At 54.5% G+C, this 22973-nt stretch carries 25 protein-coding genes and 1 pseudogene; 14 read left to right on the top strand and 12 right to left on the bottom strand.

The genetic code is table 11. The features are described from left to right. The first annotated feature begins 28 nt into the window (after positions 1–28). From ACL2XQ_RS26860 to coaD, 6 genes are all read left to right on the top strand, one after another. The gene (locus tag ACL2XQ_RS26860) at positions 29–1033 is read left to right on the top strand and encodes a glycosyltransferase (RefSeq protein WP_410012739.1); all 1005 of its coding nucleotides are present in this window, start codon (positions 29–31) and stop codon (positions 1031–1033) included. Between the two features lie 56 nt (positions 1034–1089). After that, on the top strand, positions 1090–2175 hold the full coding sequence (rfaQ, locus tag ACL2XQ_RS26855) for a putative lipopolysaccharide heptosyltransferase III (RefSeq protein ID WP_410012740.1): 1086 nt from the start codon (positions 1090–1092) through the stop codon (positions 2173–2175). 10 nt (positions 2176–2185) lie between these two features. Beyond that, the gene (locus ACL2XQ_RS26850) at positions 2186–3316 is read left to right on the top strand and encodes a glycosyltransferase family 4 protein (protein ID WP_413740559.1); all 1131 of its coding nucleotides are present in this window, start codon (positions 2186–2188) and stop codon (positions 3314–3316) included. Positions 3317–3444: 128 nt separating this feature from the next. Continuing rightward, on the top strand, positions 3445–4713 hold the full coding sequence (waaA, locus tag ACL2XQ_RS26845) for a lipid IV(A) 3-deoxy-D-manno-octulosonic acid transferase (RefSeq protein WP_413721801.1): 1269 nt from the start codon (positions 3445–3447) through the stop codon (positions 4711–4713). Further along, complete coding sequence (locus tag ACL2XQ_RS26840; RefSeq protein ID WP_413721800.1) at positions 4714–5493, top strand: glycosyltransferase family 2 protein; 780 nt, start codon at positions 4714–4716, stop codon at positions 5491–5493. It begins immediately after the preceding gene. Continuing rightward, the gene (gene coaD, locus ACL2XQ_RS26835) at positions 5493–5975 is read left to right on the top strand and encodes a pantetheine-phosphate adenylyltransferase (protein WP_410012743.1); all 483 of its coding nucleotides are present in this window, start codon (positions 5493–5495) and stop codon (positions 5973–5975) included. Before ACL2XQ_RS26840 ends, coaD begins: the two co-directional genes overlap by 1 nt. Before the next feature lies 1 nt (position 5976). On the opposite strand, the gene mutM is transcribed toward coaD, so the two are convergent. The 4 genes from mutM to radC form a co-directional block, all read right to left on the bottom strand. Then, positions 5977–6786: a bifunctional DNA-formamidopyrimidine glycosylase/DNA-(apurinic or apyrimidinic site) lyase gene (mutM, locus tag ACL2XQ_RS26830; protein WP_410012744.1), complete on the bottom strand. Its 810-nt coding sequence runs from the start codon at positions 6784–6786 to the stop codon at positions 5977–5979. A 162-nt stretch (positions 6787–6948) separates the two neighbouring features. Then, a complete protein-coding gene (gene rpmG / locus ACL2XQ_RS26825; RefSeq protein WP_012882902.1) occupies positions 6949–7116 on the bottom strand; it encodes a 50S ribosomal protein L33 in 168 nt (55 codons plus the stop codon). Between the two features lie 11 nt (positions 7117–7127). Further along, positions 7128–7364, bottom strand: coding sequence for a 50S ribosomal protein L28 (gene rpmB, locus ACL2XQ_RS26820; protein WP_132924257.1), 237 nt, complete (start codon positions 7362–7364; stop codon positions 7128–7130). Between the two features lie 240 nt (positions 7365–7604). After that, the gene (gene radC / locus ACL2XQ_RS26815; RefSeq protein ID WP_410012745.1) at positions 7605–8291 is read right to left on the bottom strand and encodes a RadC family protein; all 687 of its coding nucleotides are present in this window, start codon (positions 8289–8291) and stop codon (positions 7605–7607) included. A 186-nt stretch (positions 8292–8477) separates the two neighbouring features. Between radC and coaBC the strand changes: the two genes are divergently transcribed. From coaBC to slmA, 3 genes are all read left to right on the top strand, one after another. Next, positions 8478–9692 carry a bifunctional phosphopantothenoylcysteine decarboxylase/phosphopantothenate--cysteine ligase CoaBC gene (coaBC, locus tag ACL2XQ_RS26810; protein ID WP_413739894.1) on the top strand — a complete coding sequence of 405 codons (1215 nt, stop codon included), beginning with the start codon at positions 8478–8480 and terminating at the stop codon, positions 9690–9692. After that, positions 9670–10128 (top strand): dUTP diphosphatase, encoded by a 459-nt coding sequence (dut, locus tag ACL2XQ_RS26805; RefSeq protein WP_410012747.1) that lies wholly within the window; start codon positions 9670–9672, stop codon positions 10126–10128. Before coaBC ends, dut begins: the two co-directional genes overlap by 23 nt. Positions 10129–10255: 127 nt before the next feature. Beyond that, entirely contained in the window at positions 10256–10852 is a 597-nt protein-coding gene (gene slmA, locus ACL2XQ_RS26800) for a nucleoid occlusion factor SlmA (RefSeq protein ID WP_410012748.1), read from the top strand. A 94-nt stretch (positions 10853–10946) separates the two neighbouring features. Here the strand turns inward: slmA and pyrE are convergent, their stop codons facing one another. After that, positions 10947–11588, bottom strand: a complete 642-nt coding sequence (gene pyrE / locus ACL2XQ_RS26795; protein WP_410012749.1) for an orotate phosphoribosyltransferase — start codon at positions 11586–11588, stop codon at positions 10947–10949. Between the two features lie 52 nt (positions 11589–11640). Then, on the bottom strand, positions 11641–12357 hold the full coding sequence (gene rph, locus ACL2XQ_RS26790; protein WP_413739893.1) for a ribonuclease PH: 717 nt from the start codon (positions 12355–12357) through the stop codon (positions 11641–11643). Positions 12358–12484: 127 nt separating this feature from the next. On the opposite strand from rph, the gene ACL2XQ_RS26785 reads away from it, so the two are divergent. Then, positions 12485–13348 carry a YicC/YloC family endoribonuclease gene (locus tag ACL2XQ_RS26785; protein WP_413721797.1) on the top strand — a complete coding sequence of 288 codons (864 nt, stop codon included), beginning with the start codon at positions 12485–12487 and terminating at the stop codon, positions 13346–13348. Positions 13349–13737: 389 nt separating this feature from the next. Then, positions 13738–14241, top strand: a complete 504-nt coding sequence (locus ACL2XQ_RS26780) for a hypothetical protein (protein WP_413739892.1) — start codon at positions 13738–13740, stop codon at positions 14239–14241. Between the two features lie 272 nt (positions 14242–14513). Here ACL2XQ_RS26780 and ACL2XQ_RS26775 read toward each other — a convergent pair whose 3' ends face one another. Next, a complete protein-coding gene (locus ACL2XQ_RS26775) occupies positions 14514–15431 on the bottom strand; it encodes a hypothetical protein (RefSeq protein WP_413739891.1) in 918 nt (305 codons plus the stop codon). Between the two features lie 143 nt (positions 15432–15574). On the opposite strand from ACL2XQ_RS26775, the pseudogene ACL2XQ_RS26770 reads away from it, so the two are divergent. The 3 genes and pseudogenes from ACL2XQ_RS26770 (at position 15575) to ACL2XQ_RS26760 (ending at position 18754) form a co-directional block, all read left to right on the top strand. Beyond that, positions 15575–16177: pseudogene (locus tag ACL2XQ_RS26770) on the top strand (site-specific integrase). Positions 16178–16601: 424 nt separating this feature from the next. Further along, the gene (locus tag ACL2XQ_RS26765; protein ID WP_413721793.1) at positions 16602–17684 is read left to right on the top strand and encodes a mechanosensitive ion channel family protein; all 1083 of its coding nucleotides are present in this window, start codon (positions 16602–16604) and stop codon (positions 17682–17684) included. Positions 17685–18136: 452 nt separating this feature from the next. Beyond that, positions 18137–18754: a LysE family translocator gene (locus tag ACL2XQ_RS26760; protein WP_413739890.1), complete on the top strand. Its 618-nt coding sequence runs from the start codon at positions 18137–18139 to the stop codon at positions 18752–18754. A 238-nt stretch (positions 18755–18992) separates the two neighbouring features. Here the strand turns inward: ACL2XQ_RS26760 and ACL2XQ_RS26755 are convergent, their stop codons facing one another. The 5 genes from ACL2XQ_RS26755 to ACL2XQ_RS26735 form a co-directional block, all read right to left on the bottom strand. Further along, entirely contained in the window at positions 18993–19331 is a 339-nt protein-coding gene (locus ACL2XQ_RS26755) for a YebG family protein (RefSeq protein ID WP_413721791.1), read from the bottom strand. 351 nt (positions 19332–19682) lie between these two features. Further along, a complete protein-coding gene (locus tag ACL2XQ_RS26750; protein WP_410012759.1) occupies positions 19683–20117 on the bottom strand; it encodes a GlcG/HbpS family heme-binding protein in 435 nt (144 codons plus the stop codon). After that, entirely contained in the window at positions 20107–21018 is a 912-nt protein-coding gene (locus tag ACL2XQ_RS26745; RefSeq protein ID WP_413739889.1) for a dihydrodipicolinate synthase family protein, read from the bottom strand. Before ACL2XQ_RS26745 ends, ACL2XQ_RS26750 begins: the two co-directional genes overlap by 11 nt. Beyond that, positions 21012–21839 carry an SDR family oxidoreductase gene (locus ACL2XQ_RS26740; RefSeq protein ID WP_410012761.1) on the bottom strand — a complete coding sequence of 276 codons (828 nt, stop codon included), beginning with the start codon at positions 21837–21839 and terminating at the stop codon, positions 21012–21014. The genes ACL2XQ_RS26745 and ACL2XQ_RS26740 overlap by 7 nt, the downstream gene beginning before the upstream one ends. 28 nt (positions 21840–21867) lie before the next feature. Then, positions 21868–22971, bottom strand: coding sequence for a mandelate racemase/muconate lactonizing enzyme family protein (locus ACL2XQ_RS26735; RefSeq protein ID WP_410012762.1), 1104 nt, complete (start codon positions 22969–22971; stop codon positions 21868–21870). Between the last annotated feature and the right edge of the window lie 2 nt (positions 22972–22973).

Genomic DNA, 22973 nt, shown 5'->3' with positions numbered 1-22973 from the left:
GCGTCACTTTGGCCGGAAAGTTTATTGTATGACTGCTAACATGCCGTCCGTAGCCCCCGTTAAGCTGAGCGTCATTATCCCCCTGTATAACGCGGGCGAAAAGTTTGCCGCTTTTATGGATTCGCTGCTCGCCCAGACGCTGCATGACATTGAGATCATTATCGTCAACGACGGTTCCACCGACGGTTCGCAAACCCTGGCCCAAAAATATGCGCAAGACTACGGGCATATTACCGTTATCAACCAGCCCAACGGCGGCGTATCGCGCGCGCGCAATGCCGGCCTGGCCATTGCCCGCGGCGCTTATGTCACCTTCCCCGATGCCGACGATCTGCTGTATCCCGCGCTGTACCAGACGCTCATGGACATGGCCGAGGGGGATGACCTTGACGTCGCCCAATGTAACGGCGAGCGTTTTTTCCTTGGCTCGAAGCGCATTAAAACGTTAATACCGCCGGAGCGCCTGACATCCACCGGGGTGCTGGACGGACCGACCTGGCTGCGCAAGGCCCTGGCGACCAGACGCTATCTGCATGTGGTATGGCTTGGCATCTATCGCCTGGCGTTGATAAGACAGCTCAACCTCAGCTTTGAGCCGGGATTGCATCATCAGGATATTCCCTGGACCACGGAGCTGATGTTCAACGCCCGCCGGGTGCGCTATACCCAAGAGGTGCTGTACCGCTATTACATCCATGATCAGTCCATCAGCAATCAAAAAAGAACCGGCATGAAAAACGTTGAGTACCAGCGCCATTACATCCGCATTGCGCAACGCCTGGAAGAAATAAACCAACGCTATCGCGGCAAGATAACAATGTATCCCGAATTCGCCTTCCAGGTGACGCATGAAGCATTATCCGTTTGTCATTCCCTGCGCCGCGAACCTGACCCGGCGGCCAGGCAAATCATGATTAATGATATCTTTGCCAGCGGAACCCATAAGCGTATGATCCGCAATGCCCGCGGCATTAAGCAGTGGTACCAGCTATTGCTGTGGCTGCGCAGGATCTATGCGTGGCGCGAGCGCTGAATTTTAGCGTAATTCCATGGTCTGAGTTATCAGAATATCAATAGGTCTGCGCCAACATGTCCATTCGCCATGCCGTTCCATCCGCCCCGGTAAAAAGAATTCTGTTAATCAAACTACGCCATCACGGCGATATGCTGTTGACCACGCCGGTTATCAATACCCTGCGCGGGCACTATCCTGATTGCGAAATCGATGTGCTGCTCTACAAAGAAACCGAAGCCATACTCCGCTACCATCCGGCGATAGCGGTTATCCATGCCATCGATCGTTCCTGGAAAAAACAAGGCATCCGCTATCAGCTTAAACAGGAGCTGGCGCTGCTGAAAAGCATTCGCGCCCGCCATTTCGACCTGGTGATCAACCTGGCCGATCAGTGGCGCAGCGCCGCCATCACGTTATTAAGCGGGGCGCCGGTGCGCATCGGCTTCAACTATCAAAAACGGCAGTCGTTTATCTGGCGCAGGGCGCATACCTGCCTGGTCGCCACCGACAACCATGGCGCGCTGCATACCGTTGAGCAAAACCTCAGTATCCTGGCGCCGCTGAATATCGCGATTACCGACCGCCGCGCCTCGATGCACTACTCGCCCGACGACGAGGCCAGCCGGCGGCGCCTGCTGGCCGAACGCGCCGTCACCGGCGAATATATCGTCATCCAGCCCACGTCGCGCTGGACCTACAAATGCTGGGACGACGCCAAGATGGCGCAGTTAATCGACGCCCTGCAATCCCAGGGATTAGCCATTATCCTCACCGCCGGGCCGGATAAAAAAGAGCGCGACATGATCGCGCATATCCAGTCCCTTTGCCATAATCCCCAGGTCGTCTCCCTGGCGGGGGAGCTGACGCTGACCCAGCTGGCGGCGCTTATCGATCATGCCCGGCTGTTTATCGGCGTCGATTCGGCGCCGATGCATATGGCCGCGGCGCTCAATACCCCCTGCGTGGCCTTGTTCGGCCCGACCAAACTGCAGCACTGGCGGCCGTGGAGCGATAACAGCACCGTGATCTGGGCCGGCGATTTTGCCGAGATCCCGCGGCCCGACGCCATAGATACCCGGACACGGGAGCGTTATCTCGACGCCATTCCCGTTGAGACGGTATTGGACGCCGCGCGGTATTATTTATCAACAGCACCGTAAGCAGGGCATGATGAAAAAAACCAGGCTGGCGATAGTCCGGCAAAAGTACCGCCCCGACGGCGGCGCGGAGCGTTTTATTACCCGGGCGCTGGATGCCCTGGATAATTCCGGGCTGGAACTGAATATCCTGACACGGCAATGGTCGGGCGAACCCCGGCCCGACTGGCATGTGCATATCTGCAACCCGGCCAAATGGGGCCGGGTGTCCCGTGAGCGCGGTTTTGCCCGGGCCGCCCGGCGTTGCTGGCAACATGAGCATTTCGATTTAGTGCAAAGCCATGAGCGTATCGCCGGCTGCGATGTTTTCCGCGCCGGCGACGGCGTGCACCGGGTCTGGCTTGAGCAGCGGGCGCGTATTATCCCGGCGCACCAACGGTGGCTGACCTCGTTAAGCGGCTATCACCGTTATGTGCTGGCGGCGGAAGAGGCGATGTTCCACGCGCCCGAGTTAAAAAAGATCATTTGCAATTCCCTGATGGTGAAAAACGACATTATCCGTTGCTATCAAGTGCCGGAAGAGAAATTCGCCCTGATTTACAACGCCATCGATTCAACCCGCTTTTATCCCGCCGCGCCGGAACAGCGCAGGCGCGTCAGGGAGCGCATGGTTATCCCGGAGCAGGCCTGCGCCCTGATCTATGTCGGTTCCGGATTTGAACGCAAAGGGCTGAAAGCGGCCATCGCCGCCATCGCCGCCACCGATCGCTACCTGATCGTGGTGGGCCAGGATAAGCAGCAGGATAAATATCGCGCTTTCGCCCAGGGATTAGGCTGCCTGCAGCGCATTCGTTTTGTCGGGGTACAAACGGACGTACTCCCCTTTTATCATGGGGCCGACGGTTTGATTTTACCCACCCTCTACGATCCGTTCCCAAACGTAATACTGGAAGCCATGGCCTGCGGCCTGCCGGTGATTACCAGCGAGCGCTGCGGCGGCGCGGAGTTTATCGAGGCCGGGAGAGAAGGATTTGTCTGCGATGCGCTAGATATCAAAACGCTGACGGAGTGCGCCAACGCCATACCTTCGCGCCAGCGCCAGCCCGGAATGGGTCTGGCCGCCCGTGAACGGGTGAAAGACTGTACTCCCGCGCGTCTTTCCCAGCAATTGACCGGGCTATACACCCAATTGTTATCCGTATAAAAACACTTGATATAATGTGGGAAAGCGACTTATCTGTTAGCATGGACGCGCTTAAAATGCGCTTTTAATAATTTGGTTAAACATTAACTCTGCACACCAGCCGCGGTGCCTTACTATAGCTAACTATAATGATCTATAACATACTCATCTATCTTATCCAGCCGCTGATATGGATTCGGTTATTATGGCGCAGCCGTAAGGCGCCGGCATATCGCCGCCGCTGGGCTGAACGCTACGGATATTGCCAGGGCAAGGTAAAACCCGGCGGCATTATGCTGCATTCGGTATCGGTCGGCGAGACCCTGGCGGCGATACCTTTGGTACGCGCACTGCGCCACCGTTACCCATTTTTGCCCATTACCGTCACCACCATGACGCCCACCGGCTCGGAGCGGGTCCAGTCCGCCTTCGGCAAGGATGTGCACCATGTTTATTTGCCCTACGATCTGCCGGGGGCCATGAACCGTTTCCTGAACCAGGTGAATCCCAAGCTGGTTATCGTGATGGAAACCGAACTTTGGCCTAACCTGATCAAAGCCCTGCACAAACGTAAAATCCCCCTGGTGGTCGCCAACGCGCGTTTATCCGCCCGCTCCGCCGCCGGTTACAAAAAATTCAGCACGTTTATCGCCCGGATCATGGAGCGGATTACGCTTATCGCCGCGCAAACCCAGGAAGATGGCGACCGCTTTCTGCAACTGGGGCTGAAACGAAACCAGCTGGCCGTCACCGGCAGCCTGAAATTCGATATATCAGTCACCCCGGAACTGGCGGCGCGGGCGCTGACGCTGCGGCGCCAGTGGGCGTCGCGCCGCCCGGTATGGATTGCCACCAGCACCCACGAAGGTGAGGAAACCCTTCTCCTGCAGGCCCATCGCCAGCTGCTGGCCGCCTTTCCCGATCTGCTGCTGATCCTGGTGCCGCGCCATCCGGAACGCTTCCCGGTGGCGCGGGAAATGACGCAAAAGGCCGGTTTAACCTCGATATTACGCAGCTCCGGCGATATTCCCGCTCATGATACGCAGGTGGTGATCGGCGACACCATGGGCGAGCTGATGCTGCTGTACGGTATTGCCGATCTGGCCTTTGTCGGCGGCAGCCTGGTCGAGCGCGGCGGCCATAATCCGCTGGAGGCCGCGGCCCATGCCATCCCGGTGCTGATGGGCCCCCATACCATCAATTTCAAGGACATCTGCGGCAAGCTTGCCGAAGCCGGGGGATTGATTACCGTGACCGACGTCCCGACGCTGGTCAAGGAAATCACTACCCTGCTGACCGACGAAGATTATCGCCTGTATTACGGCCGTCACGCGGTGGAAGTGTTGCACCAAAACCAGGGCGCCCTGCAGCGGCTGCTACACTTGCTGGAGCCATACCTGCCACAGCGGAGTCAATAAATGCCGTCGCAAACGCGTCTGTCGGTGGTGCTCATTACCCATAACGAAGCCGGGCTGCTGCCGGACTGCCTGGCATCGGTGCAATGGGCGGACGAAATCGTGGTGCTGGACTCATCCAGCACCGACTCGACGCGCCACATCGCCCTGCAGGCCGGCGCCCGGGTTTTTGAAGCCGAAGGGTGGCCGGGCTTCGGCAAACAGCGCCAGCGCGCGCAGGGGTACGCCACCGGCGATTTTATCCTGATGCTCGACGCCGATGAACGGGTAACACCCGGCCTCAAGCGCGCCATTGAACAGATAATCCGCCTGCCCCCCCAACCTGATACCGTTTACAGCTGCGCGCGCTCCAACCTGTTTCTCGGCCGCTTTATGCGCCACAGCGGCTGGTATCCGGATCGGGTGGTACGGCTGTATGCCCGCGAACACTTTCGCTACAACGATAATCCGGTGCATGAATCCCTGGATATCGGCAGCGCACGGGTCGTCAAACTTGAAGGTTGCCTGCAACATCTTACCTGCCGCGATCTGATGGCCTTCCAGCGCAAACAGCTGCAATATGCCGAGGCCTGGGCGCTTGAGCGCCACCGGCAAAATAAAAAATGTGGTTTTTTCGCCATCATCGGACATACGCTCGGCGCGTTTATCAAGACCTGGCTGCTCCGCGCCGGTTTTCTGGACGGCAAGCAGGGTTTGTTGCTGGCAATAGTGAACGCGCAGTATACATTTAATAAGTATGCCGCCCTGTGGGCGCTTGGCCGCACTATCAAGAGAGAAGCCTGATGACAACCAAAGCCATTTATCCGGGCACCTTTGATCCGCTCACCAACGGCCATCTCGATTTGGTGACCCGCGCCGCGAAGATGTTCGACCACGTGATCCTGGCCATTGCCTACAGTCCGAGCAAAAAGCCGCTGTTTTCCCTTGAGGAACGCGTCGACCTGGCCCGGCAGGTTACCGGCCATTTGCCCAACGTCGAGGTTATTGGTTTTAGCGATTTGATGGCCAACTTTGCCCGCCAGCAGCAGGCCAATATCCTGGTGCGCGGACTGCGGGCGGTATCGGATTTCGAATATGAAATGCAGCTGGCCAAGATGAACCAGCACCTGATGCCGGAACTGGAAAGCGTGTTCCTGATGCCGGCCCAGGCGTGGTCTTATATCTCATCGACGCTGGTCAAAGAGGTCGCCCTGCACGGCGGCAACGTCGATCATTTCCTGCCGGACCCTATCGCCCGGGAAGTCAACGCGCGCCTGCAGCCCTGACTCAATGCTGGCAGTGGGGGCAAAAGAAGGTGCTGCGCTGGCCGTGCTTCGCCGTCTGGATCGGTGTCCCGCATACCCGGCAGCTTTCTCCCCCGCGCCCATAGACCTGCAGTTCCTGCACAAAATAGCCGGGCTTGCCGTCCGTTTGCATAAAATCGCGCAGCGTGGTGCCGCCCTGCGCTATGGAGCGCAGCAATACCGCCTTGATGGTTTCCGCCAGCAGCCCGGACTCGGCCTCGGTCAGCGAACCGGCGGGGCGCCCGGGCAAGATGCCCGCCACAAACAGCGACTCGCTGGCATAGATATTGCCCACGCCCACCACCAGTTTATTATCCATCAGCCAGGGTTTGACCGGCGTGCGCTTATTGCGTGATTTGCCGAACAGCCAGCGGCCATTGAATTCATCGCTCAGCGGCTCCGGCCCCAGATGCGCGAGCACGCGGCTGGTGGCCAGATCGGCGCTCCACAGCCAGGCGCCGAAACGCCTGGGATCGGTATAGCGGATGGTGCAGCCGTTGCTCATCAGCAGATCCACATGGTCATGTTTTTCCGGCGCCGCCGGCTGCGGCAAGACACGCAGGCTGCCGGACATACCCAGGTGGATAATGATCCAGCCGTCGCCAAGCTCCAGCAGCAGATATTTGGCCCGCCGCTGCACGCTGATGACCAGACGGTCGCGCAGGGCGATGATTTCGTCGGACACCGGCCAGCGCAGGCGCGCGTTGCGCACCACCGCCCGGACAATATGCTGACCGGCGACCCAAGGCTCTATGCCGCGCCGGCTGGTTTCCACCTCGGGGAGTTCTGGCATATACCACCTGTTGTTTTTTAATGCCGCGCAGGCACATGTTGCTCAGGTAAAATAACATGATGATAAAGAGCGCGAAGCACAATTGCCCTTTTCAACAAAACGCCTGCAAAACACGTCATAAAAAAACCCGGCCGGGGCCGGGTTTTTTGCAATCCGCTAAAATTATTTGATTTTAGCTTCTTTGTAAAGTACGTGCTGGCGTACAACCGGATCGAATTTTTTCAATTCCAACTTTTCCGGTTTGGTACGTTTATTCTTCGTAGTGGTATAGTAGTGACCAGTACCAGCAGAAGAAACCAGCTTGATCTTCTCGCGAACACCTTTAGCCATGATTCAGTTCCTTAATACTTTTCACCGCGGGCACGCAAATCGGTCAAGACCGTTTCGATGCCCTTCTTATCAATCACACGCATACCTTTAGCAGATACACGCAGCGTAACAAAGCGTTTTTCGCTCTCAACCCAAAAACGGTGAGAGTGCAGGTTAGGCAGAAAACGGCGTTTGGTCGCATTCATTGCGTGGGAGCGGTTGTTGCCGCTCACCGGGCGCTTGCCGGTAACTTGGCAGACTCGGGACATGTCTATTCTCCAAAAATCTAATCAGCTCGAGCTTCGTAAAAAGGTGTTAGCCGCCTCGTCAGGCTTTAGAGCCCATCTCAGCACATTCACTGAGGAGAGACTTTCAACAGATTTAAATCTGCTGAGATAGGCTCTCAACGCTACACCCAGGATTCTCAAAGGTGGCGTAGTATACGCTTTGAAGCGCAAGTGCTCAAGTCCCGCGCAACTAAAGATCCCGGAGGATCGCAGGAAAGCGTCTCACAACCACCCTTTTTCGGCAAAAGAGACGTATTCTCCCGCCCCAATGACCAAATGATCGAGTACCCGGATATCCAGGAACAAGCACGCTTTGACCACCAGATCGGTTACATCCCGATCGGCGCGGCTGGGTTCGGCTTTTCCCGACGGATGATTGTGCGCTAAAATTATCGCCGCCGCATTGACTTTAAGCGCCTCGCGCAGGATTTCACGCGGATGCACCTCAACGCTGTTCACCGTGCCCTGGAACATCTCCTGATGGCTAATCAGGCGGTGCTGGTTATCCAGGAACATGACCACGAAGACTTCGCGCTCCCGGCGCGCCAGTAATAATTGCAGGTAGCCGCGGGTGATCTCCGGGCTGGTCATGGCGTTTTCGCGCATCAGATGGGAGCAATAAAAACGATGCGCCATCTCGCCAATGGCCTGCAACTGGGCGTATTTAGAATTGCCCAGTCCCTTGACGGCGCAAAGGGTCTGCCGGTCCGCCGTGATGAGTTTATGGACGGAGCCGAACCGCGCCAGCAGGCTTTCGGCATATTGCATAACGTGCATGCCCGGCACGCCGGTACGCAGGAACAGCGCCAGCAGCTCCGCATCGCTGAGCATTGCCGGGCCGAACAACAGTAATTTCTCGCGCGGCGCCAGTTTATCGCGCCATCCTTTCACCTTATGCTGCTCTTCCATCCGCCCGCCTCCGTTCATCCGCCCGCCTATCATGCCACCATGCGCGGCCCGGCTCGACGCGATAAGAGAGAAGTTGCGGCCGGCGCTGCAATTTAACACTGGGTGCTTCTTGACGAGAGAGATGCCTGTTCTCGGAAGGGTTATGATAAAATGTTTTTTACTTAAGCTTACAAGCGGACAACCGAAATGACGGAACTTGCCGGCAAGCATATTGTGCTGGGTGTGAGCGGTGGCATCGCAGCCTATAAAAGCCCTGAACTCGTGCGCCGTCTGCGCGACAGGGGCGCGGATGTGCGGGTGGTCATGACGCCCGCGGCCAAGGCGTTTATTACTCCGCTGACAATGCAGGCGGTATCGGGCCATACTGTTTCCGACGATCTGCTCGACCCCGCCGCCGAAGCGGCCATGGGCCATATCGAGCTGGGCAAATGGGCGGATCTGGTCCTGATTGCCCCCGCCAGCGCCGATCTGATGGCCCGTATCGCCGCGGGCATGGCCAACGATTTGCTCACCACCGTTTGCCTGGCCACCGCCGCCAGGATCGCCATAGCGCCGGCCATGAACCAGCAAATGTACCGGGCGCCGGCTACCCAGGCCAACCTGCGCACCCTGGAGTCCCGCGGCGTATTGCTCTGGGGTCCGGATATCGGCAGCCAGGCCTGCGGCGACATCGGCCCGGGCAGGATGCTCGATCCCCTGGATCTGGTCGATCTGGCGCGCCGGCATTTTACCGTCGATCGCTCGTTGGAACATCTCAATATCATGGTGACCGCCGGCCCCACCCGCGAAGCCCTCGATCCGGTGCGCTATATCAGCAACCATAGCTCCGGCAAGATGGGTTACGCCATTGCCATGGCGGCGGCCCGGAAAGGCGCCCACGTCACGCTGGTGACCGGCCCGGTGAATTTACCCACGCCGGCCGGCGTCTGGCGCGTCAATGTCACCACCGCGCAGGAAATGCAGGATGCGGTGATGAAAGACATCGGCAATCAGCACATCTTTATCGGCTGCGCCGCCGTGGCGGATTACCGCGCGGCCGAGCCGGCGGAGGAAAAAATCAAAACCCGGGGTGAGGAAATCACCATCAGGATGATCAAGAACCCGGATATCGTGGCAAGCGTCGGCGCGCTAACGCAACATCGTCCCTATGTGGTCGGATTTGCCGCTGAAACCCAGAATATGGAAGAATACGCCCGGCGCAAACGCGCGGCGAAAAATATGGATTTGATTTGTGCCAATGATGTTTCCCAGCCGGGACAGGGTTTTAACAGCGAGACCAACGCGCTGCATCTGTTTTGGCAAGACGGGGATACCCGGTTACCGCTAAGCGATAAGTCCCTGCTTGGTCAACGTTTAATTGACGAGATTGTCAGCCGTTATGATGAAAAAAATCGACCTTAAGATCCTCGATAGCCGCATAGGCGATCGTTTCCCCTTGCCCGCCTATGCCACGACGGGCTCCGCCGGGCTGGATTTACGCGCCTGTATCGACGACGCCGTGGTGCTGGCGCCCGGTGAAACCACCCTTATCCCCACCGGCCTGGCGGTACATATCGCCGATACCGGCCTGGCGGCAGTGGTGCTGCCCCGTTCAGGGCTGGGCCATAAGCACGGCATCGTGCTGGGCAATCTGGTGGGGCTCATCGATTCGGATTACCAGGGACCGCTGATGGTGTCCGTCTGGAATCGCGGCCAGCATGTGTTCACCATCGAACCGGGAGAACGCCTGGCGCAAATGGTGTTTGTACCCATCGTCCAGGTGGAATTCAACGTCGTCGACGAGTTTACCGCCAGCTCCCGCGGGGAAGGCGGTTTCGGCCATTCCGGCCGCCAGTAGGCGTTAACGGGCGGATCTTCCCCGGCATCGACAATTCACTCTTTTAACGCCGTAACACATCATGCTGTTACGGCCGATGCCTGATGTTAATTCATTATTGATGTTGTTACTCAGGGACCTATTCGGCATGGTAGAAAAAAAGAATACGAAACGTAATCGCCGCGAGGAGATTCTTCAGGCATTGGCGCAAATGCTTGAATCCGGCGACGGCAGCCAACGTATCACCACCGCCAAGCTGGCGGCCACCGTCGGCGTTTCGGAAGCGGCGCTGTATCGCCACTTTCCCAGCAAAACGCGGATGTTCGACAGCCTGATCGAGTTTATCGAAGATAGCCTGATTTCCCGTATCAACCTGATCCTGCAAGATGAAAAGGACACCCTTAATCGTCTGCGCCTGATTCTGCAGCTGATCCTGGGTTTTGCCGAACGCAACCCGGGGCTGACCCGCATCATGACCGGTCATGCGCTGATGTTTGAGCAGGACCGGTTGCAGGGCCGGATTAACCAGCTGTATGAACGTATCGAAGTGCAGCTGCGCCAGGTGCTGCGCGAGCGGAAATTACGGGAAGGACAGGCGTTCGAACTGGATGAGGCCCTGCTGGCCAGCCAGCTGCTGGCGTACTGCGAGGGCATGCTGTCGCGTTTCGTGCGTACTGAATTCCGCTATTCGCCGATGCACGAGTTCGACGTGCGCTGGCCGCTGCTGGTGGCCCAGCTGCGCTGAGCGGGTCCAGCCGCGCTTTTCGGCGCTGAGCCCTTAGCGCGCGGCATGGTCCGGCGGCAGCCGATTGTTACACTGTTTTGCCCGCCGGGTTAACTTAGACACCATATTGACGCTGATAGGCGCGCACCGCCGCCAGGTGATCGGCCAATTCGCTTTTCTCTTCCAGGTAATCGATAAGATCGCGCAGCGTGACGATAGCGATCACCCGGCAATGGTAATCGCGTTCCACTTCCTGTATCGCCGAGATCTCGGCCCGGCCTTTTTCCTGCCGGTCGAGGGAAATCAGCACGCCGGCCAGCTGCGCCTTATGGGCCTCGATAATCGCCATGGATTCGCGGATGGCGGTGCCGGCGGTGATAACGTCGTCCACCAGCATAATCTTGCCCTGCAGCGGGCTGCCGACCAGGCTGCCGCCCTCGCCGTGGTTCTTGGCTTCCTTGCGGTTGAAGCAGTAGGGCACGTCGCGCTCAAAGTGTTCCGCCAGCGCAACGACCGTGGTGGTGGCGATGGGGATGCCTTTATAGGCCGGGCCGAACACCAAATCAAAATCGATGCCGGAATCCATCAGCGCGGCGGCGTAAAAACGCCCGAGCAGCGCCAGGTCGCGACCGGTATTAAACAGTCCGGCGTTAAAAAAATAAGGACTTATCCGGCCCGACTTCAGCGTAAATTCGCCGAATTTCAAGACCTGTTTATTTAAAGCAAACTCGATAAACTCACGCTGATACGCTTTCACGGCTACCACTCCTCACAACGGGGCGACTAACGCCGCCCGATATTACCGGCCTTTACCCGGCCAGGGCGGCCTTTTGCGCCTGGATTAACGTTTCTATGCCGCCGCGGGCCAGCTCCAGCAGGGTGATGAGCTCTTCCTGGCTGAAGGGTTCGCCTTCGGCGGTGCCCTGCACTTCAATCATGCGGCCGTCTTCCATCATCACCACATTCATGTCGGTTTCGGCGATCGAGTCTTCCACATATTCCAGATCGCAGCGCGCTTCTCCCGCCACGATGCCGACGGAGATAGCCGCGACAAATCCCTTAAACGGGCTGGCCTTGAGCTGGCCCTTTTTCTGCATTACCGCCAGGGCGTCGGCCAGCGCCACGCAGGCGCCGGTAATGGACGCGGTGCGGGTGCCGCCGTCGGCCTGCAACACATCGCAGTCGAGGGTAATGGTATATTCGCCAAGCTTCTTCAAGTCCACCGCGGCGCGCAGCGAGCGCGCAATCAGGCGCTGGATTTCCAGGGTGCGGCCGCCCTGCTTGCCGCGGGACGCCTCGCGGGCGTTACGGGTATGGGTGGCGCGCGGCAGCATGCCGTACTCGGCGGTGATCCAGCCCTGGCCCTGGCCTTTCAGAAAACGCGGCACGCCCTCCTCCACCGTGGCGGTGCACAGCACCCGGGTCTCGCCGAATTCAATCAGCACCGAACCTTCGGCGTGCTTGGTAAAATGGCGGGTAATGGTGACGGGACGGACTTGCTGAATGTTTCTGCCTGCTGGACGCATGGCTCTCTCCGGGCTGGTATTTCGTGTATTGGCTGCGCATTATACGGTCTTCGGGACCATATGCCTATCATGCCCGGCCATGCGACGGTATAATCCCCCCAACTTTTTTATCGAGACGGGTACGCATATGATCCGCAGTATGACCGCATTCGCACGGCGCGAAGTTAAAGGTGATTGGGGCAACGCCGCCTGGGAGCTGCGCTCCGTTAATCAACGCTATCTGGAAACCTATATTCGTTTACCGGAGCAGTTTCGCGGCCTTGAGCCTGCCATCAGGGAACGCACCCGCACCCGCCTCACCCGCGGCAAGATTGAATGCAACCTGCGTTTCGAGGTCAATCCCAATACGCAAAGCGCGCTGATTTTAAACCAGCCGCTGGCCAAGCAGCTGGTGGAAGCGGCCCAATGGGTCAAGATGCAAAGCGACGAAGGCGAAATCGACCCGATGGAAATCCTGCGCTGGCCCGGCGTGATGGCGGCCGAAGAGCAGGATCTGGACGCCATCGGCGCGGAGCTGCTGGCCGCCCTGGATGCCGCCCTCGATGACTTTATCCTCGCCCGCGAATCCGAAGGCGCGGCGATCAAAATCATGATTGAGCAGCGCCTGGCCGGCGTCAGCGCCGAAGTGGCCAAAGTGCGCCAGCAGATGCCCGATATCCTGGTATGGCAGCGCGAGCGCCTGCTGGCCAAAATGGAAGACGCGCAGGTACAGCTGGAAAACAACCGCCTGGAGCAGGAGCTGGTGCTGCTGGCCCAGCGGGTGGACGTCTCCGAGGAGCTGGACCGCCTGGATGCCCATGTCAAGGAAACCTATAATATCCTGACCAAGCAAGAAGCCGTCGGCCGCCGCCTGGACTTTATGATGCAGGAATTTAACCGCGAGTCGAATACGCTGGGCTCGAAGTCGATTAATGCCAGCGTGACGACGTCGGCGATTGAACTGAAGGTGCTGATTGAGCAGATGCGGGAGCAGATACAGAATATCGAATAATTTCTGCTGACATCCTCTGAATGCCGCAATGCCCTGTTTTCAGGGCACTTTTATTGCCACTAACGTCCCTCTCGCATTTGATCCGCGCCCCGGATCCTGGACAATCTCATCTGAACGGATGGTCGGCTATGTGCCAAGAGCGGACGTTAGAAACATAAAAGCATCTTGATAAGTGGGTTGTTGGGGGAGAGTTTTGTTGGGTTCGCCACAACTCCTGAGAATGCTGCTATGTACTATGGTAGCATTGGCAGCTAGCATCTGTAATGATGAGTGCCTGAATAGCCAGTTAGAGCCAGATTTTGATGGGACATTAATGTAATCCCCTCGGATCAATTGCGCCATATAAACGCGTATCCTAGCACCTTTAGTGTTTAACAAGGAGTGAAACCGTGACAGAATTTCTCGAAAAAATGTTTGATCGTGTTTATTCGGAGAAAGACTTCAGCATTAACATCGCCATATTTGTCTCCGGAATCGCGGGAGTTACCTGTTATCTTATTGTTCGCGATTATGTGCTGACGCTGTTTTCTTTTGTTATTACTTTTCCGGTTGTAAAGATTATAGCAGGAGGATTATATCAGCGAATTATTACCCGCAAGGGAGAGGCAGTTGCAGAAAAACGACTGACAACGCTTTATCATTCTCTGACTGGAAGAGAAAAAGATGTGGTAATGCACTTTGTAACGCATGGTGGCACTGTTATGACATGGGGGCAAATGAATAAGCTTGATGATCCAGAACCGGGCGTAGAATCTCTGGCCCGTCGTGGATTACTGAATACGTCCGTAACGGTGGATGGTATGAGAGAAACGTTTGAACTAGATCTGGCCCTCTTTAATTATGCCTATAAGTATCGCCCCCGTCAGGAGGGGATGCTTACTTCAGAAGAATAAGGAAGTTGTAATATTTATGCTGAAAATGTTAAAAAGGATGGATACCGCCCCCATCCTTTTGATTCAAATGATGTAAGGCTTACAGCATATACTCCATGTAAGAAGATGGACAGAAACCCATTCCTCCACATTGGCAATAATGTCCTAAATTAGGCTGACCACTTCGGTTAACTATTTCTTTTCGTCTCTCGCTCTATAATGCCTGAAACACTATGCATTACAAAGCATTAGAATCGGACGAGACTGCATTTTCAATCAAGGATCAATCTTAATTATGGTTTATTGCTAATATCGATACAGTCAGGGCAAGTGTGAGTTCCCTTTCCAAGCCAAGAACTCATTTCCTCTTCAGGCCATTCAGCACCACAAACATCACATGTGACTTCAATTGAGCCTGAGTCTTCGGCACTGCAATACGTGCAACGATATCCTGATGTAGAATCGTTATTTTGAATCATTGTCTCATGACCACAATAATCACAGATATATTCTTTCCAATTAACTAGCTCAACAAATTTTGGTCTAACCCCAAGAAATGCTTCTTTTCTAGCATCAGTTACATCCAAATAACCTTCATGAATATTATGCTCATATTCGTCAGATAGTATATTATAGGAATTAGATGCTTCCTTCGAAATTTCTTTGTCTAGATCGTATAAACTAAATATATCAGAAAACTCAGCTAACCCTCTAACCAAACGCCCCATTGCTAGACGAACATATTTAATAGTAAACGCGAATTCGTAATGCTCAATTGAATTTCTGAGATCTTTCATCCAACCGATATCATCTAGTAACTCTTTATCAACTAAGTCCACTGAGGTTATACTGCACTTTTCAAGTGTAGCTATCGATAATGCTTGGTCCAAAGTAATAGTGTGAGGATTTTTATGCCCTTTAATAAGTTCTTCAAAGTCGAATTCTTCAGCCTCCATTTTATTAAAAGCTTCAATAAGATTGATTTTGTCACTTTTTGCGCGATTTTTTACTGCTTTGTAGCATTTTGAAAAAAATAAGTTTTCGTCTAATGTTTGAATATACATTTTTAGAGTTAACTCAAAACAATGAGAGAAATGTAGAATAGCAAACTTGAAAGCTTTATAATCACCATCTTCTCCTTGTTTGAATTTTTTGATAGCTTCATTAAAACTATCTAAAGCATTAGATTTTAGATCAAGTTTAAATTCCATTATTTTCACTTACTGTATTTGGATGGTAGAATATCTTTACATAATTAAGAATACTGCGCTATAGCATCAGAGGTACTAACTTCCGCTTTTCGCTCTTGAGGGACAACCATACTCAAATCTCCCACATTGCATGAGATTTGAGTATGAACACATCACCGTGGAACAAAGACCGTATCATCGGCCAGAAAAGACCACTTCAGATATCTCATATCTGGGGGATTAGAATCAGGCTTGAACTGGAGGGTAGAACACGCGATCTGGCTCTGTTCAACATGGCTTTGGACAGCAAACTGCGTGGCTGTGATCTGGTTAAACTAAAAGTGTCAGATGTTTCATATGGTAATTCTGTTTCAAGCAGAGCGACGGTGTTGCAACAGAAGACCGGTAGCCCTGTACAGTTCGAGTTAACTAAGGGGACGAGAGAATCTGTCGCCGAGTTGATAAAACTTGGCAAGCTGCACAGTAAAGACTATTTGTTCCAATCCCGCGTCGGTTCTTGCCAACATATATCAACTCGGCAATACAACCGAATTTTTCATGGCTGGGTCGCAAAGCTTGGTCTCGAAGTTTCGCTGTACGGCACACATTCCATGAGAAGAACAAAACCTTACCTGATATACAAGAAAACCAAGAATCTCCGGGTGATCTAACTTCTGTTGGGTCATAAGAAACTGGAAAGCACGGTTCGTTACCTAGGCATTGAAGTCGATGATGCGTTGGAGATCTCTGAGTCGATTGAAGTATGAGGTCGTCAGGGCTGCTACAGCAGCCCTGTGCCAGAAGCTGACCCTGGCGCTTTGGGTGACCAACGCGCAAAAGATCGTACTCAGGTGCGGCATGGATATCTGTAACCTGTGCTATTAGCATGAACACATCACTAGGGGCGGGTACAGGCAGATGACACGAGAGCGGTTTGAGCGCGGACATCCTGCTAGCGGATTGAGTAAATTAAACGTCATCACTAATTTCAGTGAGTTGCATTTATGCTACGCTTGTATTATCGGTTTCCTTTCGAGGTTTTTTTATGTTAAAAAAATCAGTTAACTACATTTCTCATCAACTCATGTGCGTTCACCATTTACTCCGCAGATAACCGTTAAGACAACGGTTACTGAATTTTTATTACTGATCTGACAACCAGAGGTTGTTGACTTGATATAAGGGAAAAGAATGCTAATGATATTCGATGAGTTATCTGGTGCTCCAATTTGGGTGCCTGCGGTATTGCTCGTCATTCTCTCACTCGCACTGGGGTTCCTGGCCCGATTTATACTTCTCAGGTTCATCCGCTACTGGCAGAATCGTGACCGAAAGCTCTTCAAATCACTTGAAAAACATCTTCGTGGATCAATGTTTCTTTTCATTCCCTTACTGTTGATAAATGTAGGGGTTAATTATATTAACATTCAGCCAAACTCCCTTGATTTTATTACATCCACCCTTAATATCTTTATTATATTATCATTTTGCTCCATTTTAATTCGATTAGTTAATGTTGCGCAAGATATGCTTTTTATCCGCTATGACATTAATCTTTCGAATAATCTTCGTGCCCGTAAAATTCGCACTCAAATAATGTATGTAAAAAAAGTCGCTATTGTATTGCTCGTGTCATTCTGCCTTACTCTGATACTTCTCAGTTTTCCCGGTTTCCGAAAATTCGGCACGACAATCTTAGCCGGCGCGGGGGTTGCCGGAATAATCATTGGGTTTGCCCTTCAGAAGTCGCTTGTCAACTTGTTTGCCGGAATTCAGATAGCTTTTACGCAACCTATAAAAATTGATGATGCTGTAGTCGTCGAAAATGAATGGGGCTGGATAGAGGAGATAAATCTGACTTATGTCGTTGTGCGTATCTGGGACCTTCGTCGACTGGTCCTGCCCATCACATACTTTACAGAAAATCCTTTCCAGAACTGGACGCGTAATAACGCACAGATATTAGGCTCTGTTTTTCTTTACCTCGATTATTCCATGCCATTAGATCCTCTCCGTAAGCATTTTGAAAAAGTCCTCAGTGAAACAAAACTCTGGGATCAACAGACTCAGGTGCTCCAGGTAACCGAAACTACTGACAAAACCATGACCATCAGATTATTGATGACTGCACAGAATTCCCCCATCGCCTGGGATTTACGCTGCCACGTGCGGGAAAAAATGATTGAGTTTATTCAGCAAAATTATCCGCAGAGCCTTCCTCACGTGAGGGCTACACTGACCGATTCGGTGTGTGATCGTCCAAAAGATCAGTAGTTAATCGTTTTCATTTTTTCTGTATACCGTGGAACGTACAGATACTTTAAGCGTGCTGCGTGAGCACCAGGACAACTGAGCTTCCGCTCCTCGCTCAAAGCAGCTGGTCAACTTCGCTTTATTCCCTGCTTAATGAGGCTTTGCGGCTGACCTGCAGGCTATGTGAGGCGAACCGCAGGACCCATTAAACGGCCTGCGCCAATATCCGGACATCTTTCGCCGTTCGCTGTAGAGTGATAATCGCATGTGTCTGGGCAGCTATATGGATGGCCGCTGAAGACAATGAGCTACCCGAAGCGGTGAAAATAGCCAGGAGTCGGCCCGATCTCAGCTTGTTTGATGGATTAATACAAAGTTATCGAACTGCTGGCCTGCTCCCGGCATAATGGAAAGCCAATGATTTATTGGTGAGTTTAAACTGATTTAACGTCAGCGAGTTATAAGGAAAACACATGATCGATACACATGCGGTTCTTACCGTGCTGTTGATTTATCTCGCTGGCGTGGTGATACCCGGGCCAAACTTTGTCGCCGTGGTGCATAAAGCGGTCGCTTCCACGCGCTCGGCCGCCCTTGCGCTGGTTGCTGGCATTGTGGTGGTCAACCTATTCTGGGCAAGTTGCGCTATCGGCGGAATCGGTTTGCTATTTGCCGTATTCCCTTGGGTTGCGCTGATTGTGAAAATAGTAGGGGCAGGATATCTGCTGTGGTTTGGCTTACGCCTTATCCTCAATGCGGGAAGCCAACCCGTTGCGAACGAAAATGCCGTATTGCCAGGTCATTTCCGCCAATCCTTTATTCAGGGCGTGATGACTAATATCGGTAATCCGAAATCCATGGCTTTTTACGCCGCCATATTCTCTACTGCCGCTCCGGCGCATGTTTCTGCGGGCACCTTTATCGCCATGCTCAGCGTTGTCGGCATCATTGCATCACTCTGGTACGGAGCGGTTGCCATCACCCTTTCTCAACCTCGCATTTCTTCCGCCTATCAGCGGGCCAAAAAAGTCATTGATAGGCTTTGCGGCGGGTTGATCATACTGTTAGGGATCAGGCAGATTATTAATTAATCAGCCAAAATTATCCCTGCAGCAGCTTAACCAGTAAAGCAACGTTATAAAATGCATCTTTAACCGGAGCGGCACCGGGCATGGCCCTACCCCAATATTCTGCTCCACCCAGAACTGGAAATCCGGCATGATAAATCCATGCCGTTGACGGAGGTGAGGCCGATGAAAAAATCCCGCTACACCGCAAGGCGTTATCACTCACGGCGCTGTTCTGTATTGGGGTACTTCCCGCAGGGGATCAGGCTGCTTTTACCGCTCTGATTTTTTTTGTGCCGGCATCAGCATTATCATCGGTTTCCATGCTTTCCGATTCATCTGCGGGAGCCTGAGCGCCGATGGCTTCCGGCAATTTGCTGGTGCGCAGTATATGCTGGACGTCATCTTTATGCTCGGCCAAATAAAGACCTAGCTTTTCAGCCTGCGGTTCATCCAACGGCATCCCGCTGGTCAACAACCAGTCGCTGAACGCTTCAGCCATATCGAGCATCTTGTCGTAGGCCTCCGCTTCTTTCTTACTGGCAAATGTCATTTTCTCTTCACCCTTTCTGACGACCACATATTTTGTTTCAATAGCCATAACCGCCTCCAATACTGTAATTATAGCCAGTATATCAGCAAGTGTCGCTCATCGTCCACCACACATTCAACGGCTGTATGTGCTGTAATCCATTCCCATTAAACAAGTCTTGCTGGTCTCATGCCGGGAGCCATGCAAGCCGCTATGTGATTTATCTGCCGCTGGAATACTCAACCAGCAGCAACTTACGCGCATCTTTGCGCAATAACGGCAACTGCTGCTCCCGTGCAGGTGAAACGGCGAAACCGTAACGCTGGTGGAAACGTGCTGCTTTATTATCCCGGTTTTGAGCGAGATGTCTTGCTGGGTCAGGTACATAGCCTTGCGTGCCGTCTTGACATCCGCGCCGTATCAACCGAACTGCCGCGCCCAGTGGTCCGCCAGCGCGATATCCTTTTCCGCCGGCAAGCCGCTTATGCCGATTGCGCCCACCAGGGCGCCGTTTATCACGATCGGCACGCCGCCGGGCATTGGCAATAAGGCGGCGTCATTGAGCATGCGCATATCCAGGGAACCGTTTTTCACCTCCTCCGACACCAGACGGGTACTGCGCCTGAGCATCAGCGCAGTATAGGCTTTACGTTGCGCCAACAGCCGCGGCAAAGGCGGACAGGAGTGATGGGCGCCAAAGGCCGCCAATTCGCCGTGAACGCCCACCACGGCCACCGCCAGCCCAGTGGTGGCGGGATCCAGCGAAGCCGAGGCGATGATTTCGGCGACTTTACCGATAGCCACCTTATCCTGCAGGATATAACGCGCGGCAAGGCCGGCAGGTTCATTGGCCATGCGCGATACCCTCCCGGATAGTGTCATTGAGCACGCCCAGCTCGTGTTTTTGCCGGTCCGTCAAGGGAACGAACGGCTCCCGCACCGGCCCGAGGTCCTCCAGGCCAAGGCCCGTCATATACTTCGCCGACTGAAAGATCCCCCGCGCCACCATAAATTCGACGGCATTGTTAATCTGCAGCTGGATTTCCCGCGCCCGGTTGAGCTCGCCCCGCCGGAATAAGTCGCGAATGGCCAAAAATCGCTCTGGCTGCAGATTGACCGTGGTGCCGATGGTGGCGGTCGCGCCGGCCGATAGCGCCGACAGGTAGATCTCATCAAAGCCGTTGAAAAAAACCTTGCCGGGATATTTTGCCGCCATGCGCTCCAGGGAATAGAGGTTGTGCGAGGTATGCTTCACTCCCAGCACCTGTTCATCGGTTAATAGCGCGTCGGCGGTTTCCTCGTCAAGTTCAACCGAAGTGAATTGCGGGATATTATAGACAATCACCGGCAGCGATATGGCCGCAAGCACCCGCCGGTAATACGCGATGATCTCTTTTTTGGAGAATTTGTAATAATAAGGGGGCACCAGCGATACCGCGTCGGCGCCATCCTGTTCCGCCTGCCGGGCCAGAGAGACCGCGTCAGCGGTCCTCACCGTACCGACATGGGAGATCACCGGCACCCGGCCTTTCACCTGCGCCGCCAGGACGCGCAGCAGCTGTGCCCGCTCCTCCATGCCCAGGAGCGGGCCCTCACCGGAAGATCCGCAGCAATAAAATCCCTCCACTCCGCGCGCGAGCTGACGTTCCACCACCTTCGCCAGCACATCGTAATTGACGGATTCATCCTCATGCATCGGTGTGACCAGCGCTGAAATGACCCCCCGGTATTTATCCCACCCGCCGCGCTTTACCATGCCGTCCATCCTCCGTCCACCACCACATTGGCGCCGGTCATATACACTGACGCGTCGGAAAGGAGAAACACGATAGTGCCGTTATATTCATCTTCATTGGCCATGCGGCCGATGGGCATGCGGGCGATATAATTTTTCTGGAACCGCGGATCCTGATCCGGCCGCGCCACGCCGGAGATGGTCAGCGTATTGACCCGGATACCGTCCCGGCCCCAGTAGGTGGCGCAATAACGGGTAAAATTGTACAGTCCCGATTTGGCCGCGGAATAGGCGACCGGCTTGATGAACGGCACGCCGGTATCCTCTTTTTTGTAGCTGTAGATATCCTGCACCGGCGATACCACGCCGTAGATCGATCCGACATTGATGATGGATCCCTTTTTCCCCGCCGCTTTCATCCTGGCGCCTACCTGCTGGGTCGCCAGAAATGTGCCCACCAGGTTGACCTCCACCACTTTACGGAAGACGTCCACGGGGAACTGCTCAAAGGGGCCGGAGACCTCCGGCGGCGCGCTGGGCTGGGTATCGATGCCGGCATTATTCACCAGGCCGTCCGGCACGCCCCATTGCCGCTCGATATCATCCAGCGCACGATTGATGCTGCCGCTGTCGGTGATATCAACCTGATAAAACGCCAGGCGCGGGGATTCCCGCTGCTCGCCGAACACCTTCAGCAGCCGTTCTTCAGCGATGTTCTGCGCGAAAACCGCCACCCGGGCCTGCCGTTTATGCAGCTCCTTGACATATTGGGCGCCCAATTGCCCCAGGCCGCCGGTCACGACGATAATCTTATCTTTGACGGAAAATAAGGTATCTTCCATAGGGATCTCCTGCTATCGAGTGATGACGTTATATTTTGTGGGCATGCAAATAGTCTCTGTCCAAAATGATGCCGTGACCGGCCCGCTCGCTGGGAACGTAATAACCGTCCACCTCCTCGCCGGCGGATAATACGATGCGCAGATCTTTCCAGCGTCCGCCGTCGGTGACTTCCGCATAGGACACATTGGGCACCGCGGCCAGCAGGCTGGCGCTCAGTTCCAGGACGAAATGCGGCGTCATCGGCAGGTTATGCGCGCGGGCGACCGTCGCGACATCCAGGTATCCGGTGATACCGCCGACGCGCCCCAGGTCGGCCTGGACAAAATCCACGGAACCGTTGTCGATATATTGGCTGAACTGGCTGAGATTATAGACATTCTCGCCCAGGGCAATCGGCGTGCTGGTCCTCTCGCGCAGCTGTTTATGGCCGGCGATATTGTCCGACGGCAGCGGCTCCTCAATCCACAGCAGGTTCAACGGATCAAACAGCTTGAATGCCCGCAGGGCCTGGGGGAAATTCCATCCCTGATTGGCATCCACCGCCAGAGGGAATCCCGGCACGGCTTCCTGGATTTTGATTAAGCGCTCGACATCCTCTTCCAGGTCGGGTTTACCCACCTTGACCTTGGCCGCGAGGTACCCCTTCGATTTCCAGCGGCGCACCTGTTCGATCACCTCCTCCACCGACATGTGCAGGTTGATGCCGCTGCCATACAACGGCACGCGATCGCGCACCCGTCCGAGCAAGTCGATGAGAGGCACATTCAGCGTTTTGCCCAGCAAATCCCAGTAGGCGATATCCAGGGCGGAAAGCGCATGGGTGGTGACGCCGGCGCCGCCGACATCGTGAATATATTTGTAACTGCGATCCCAGAGCGCGCGCGGCGACAAGCGCTGTCCGATAACATCCGGGATGATTTCCTTGATCAAGGCCGAAATGGTGGCGCCGCACCAGCCGGAAGTGTGGCTGAAGCCGGTGCCCACCAGTCCGTTGGAGCCATGCACATCGACGATGGCCACCTCAATATCGGTGACGTGGTGGATCTGGTCGCCCCAGGGTCCTTCCGGCAGCGGTACGCGCGCCGTCATCAGTTCGATATTTTCAATTACCGGCATTTTGGTGATAGTCATGA

This window comes from Sodalis sp. RH14 (genome assembly GCF_047324285.1).
In the GTDB taxonomy this organism is placed as follows: Bacteria; Pseudomonadota; Gammaproteobacteria; order Enterobacterales; family Enterobacteriaceae; genus Acerihabitans.
Note: the sequence above shows the minus strand (reverse complement) of the source record. Positions and strands in the feature narration are given on the sequence as shown.

Coding starts and splice junctions, on each gene's coding strand:
- ACL2XQ_RS26860 (WP_410012739.1), top strand. CDS start 29: ATGACTGCTAACATGCCGTCCGTAGCCCCCGTTAAGCTGAGCGTCATT.
- rfaQ (WP_410012740.1), top strand. CDS start 1,090: ATGTCCATTCGCCATGCCGTTCCATCCGCCCCGGTAAAAAGAATTCTG.
- ACL2XQ_RS26850 (WP_413740559.1), top strand. CDS start 2,186: ATGAAAAAAACCAGGCTGGCGATAGTCCGGCAAAAGTACCGCCCCGAC.
- waaA (WP_413721801.1), top strand. CDS start 3,445: ATGATCTATAACATACTCATCTATCTTATCCAGCCGCTGATATGGATT.
- ACL2XQ_RS26840 (WP_413721800.1), top strand. CDS start 4,714: ATGCCGTCGCAAACGCGTCTGTCGGTGGTGCTCATTACCCATAACGAA.
- coaD (WP_410012743.1), top strand. CDS start 5,493: ATGACAACCAAAGCCATTTATCCGGGCACCTTTGATCCGCTCACCAAC.
- mutM (WP_410012744.1), bottom strand. CDS start 6,786: ATGCCAGAACTCCCCGAGGTGGAAACCAGCCGGCGCGGCATAGAGCCT.
- rpmG (WP_012882902.1), bottom strand. CDS start 7,116: ATGGCTAAAGGTGTTCGCGAGAAGATCAAGCTGGTTTCTTCTGCTGGT.
- rpmB (WP_132924257.1), bottom strand. CDS start 7,364: ATGTCCCGAGTCTGCCAAGTTACCGGCAAGCGCCCGGTGAGCGGCAAC.
- radC (WP_410012745.1), bottom strand. CDS start 8,291: ATGGAAGAGCAGCATAAGGTGAAAGGATGGCGCGATAAACTGGCGCCG.
- coaBC (WP_413739894.1), top strand. CDS start 8,478: ATGACGGAACTTGCCGGCAAGCATATTGTGCTGGGTGTGAGCGGTGGC.
- dut (WP_410012747.1), top strand. CDS start 9,670: ATGATGAAAAAAATCGACCTTAAGATCCTCGATAGCCGCATAGGCGAT.
- slmA (WP_410012748.1), top strand. CDS start 10,256: ATGGTAGAAAAAAAGAATACGAAACGTAATCGCCGCGAGGAGATTCTT.
- rph (WP_413739893.1), bottom strand. CDS start 12,357: ATGCGTCCAGCAGGCAGAAACATTCAGCAAGTCCGTCCCGTCACCATT.
- ACL2XQ_RS26785 (WP_413721797.1), top strand. CDS start 12,485: ATGATCCGCAGTATGACCGCATTCGCACGGCGCGAAGTTAAAGGTGAT.
- ACL2XQ_RS26775 (WP_413739891.1), bottom strand. CDS start 15,431: ATGGAATTTAAACTTGATCTAAAATCTAATGCTTTAGATAGTTTTAAT.
- ACL2XQ_RS26765 (WP_413721793.1), top strand. CDS start 16,602: ATGCTAATGATATTCGATGAGTTATCTGGTGCTCCAATTTGGGTGCCT.
- ACL2XQ_RS26760 (WP_413739890.1), top strand. CDS start 18,137: ATGATCGATACACATGCGGTTCTTACCGTGCTGTTGATTTATCTCGCT.
- ACL2XQ_RS26755 (WP_413721791.1), bottom strand. CDS start 19,331: ATGGCTATTGAAACAAAATATGTGGTCGTCAGAAAGGGTGAAGAGAAA.
- ACL2XQ_RS26750 (WP_410012759.1), bottom strand. CDS start 20,117: ATGGCCAATGAACCTGCCGGCCTTGCCGCGCGTTATATCCTGCAGGAT.
- ACL2XQ_RS26745 (WP_413739889.1), bottom strand. CDS start 21,018: ATGGTAAAGCGCGGCGGGTGGGATAAATACCGGGGGGTCATTTCAGCG.
- ACL2XQ_RS26740 (WP_410012761.1), bottom strand. CDS start 21,839: ATGGAAGATACCTTATTTTCCGTCAAAGATAAGATTATCGTCGTGACC.
- ACL2XQ_RS26735 (WP_410012762.1), bottom strand. CDS start 22,971: ATGACTATCACCAAAATGCCGGTAATTGAAAATATCGAACTGATGACG.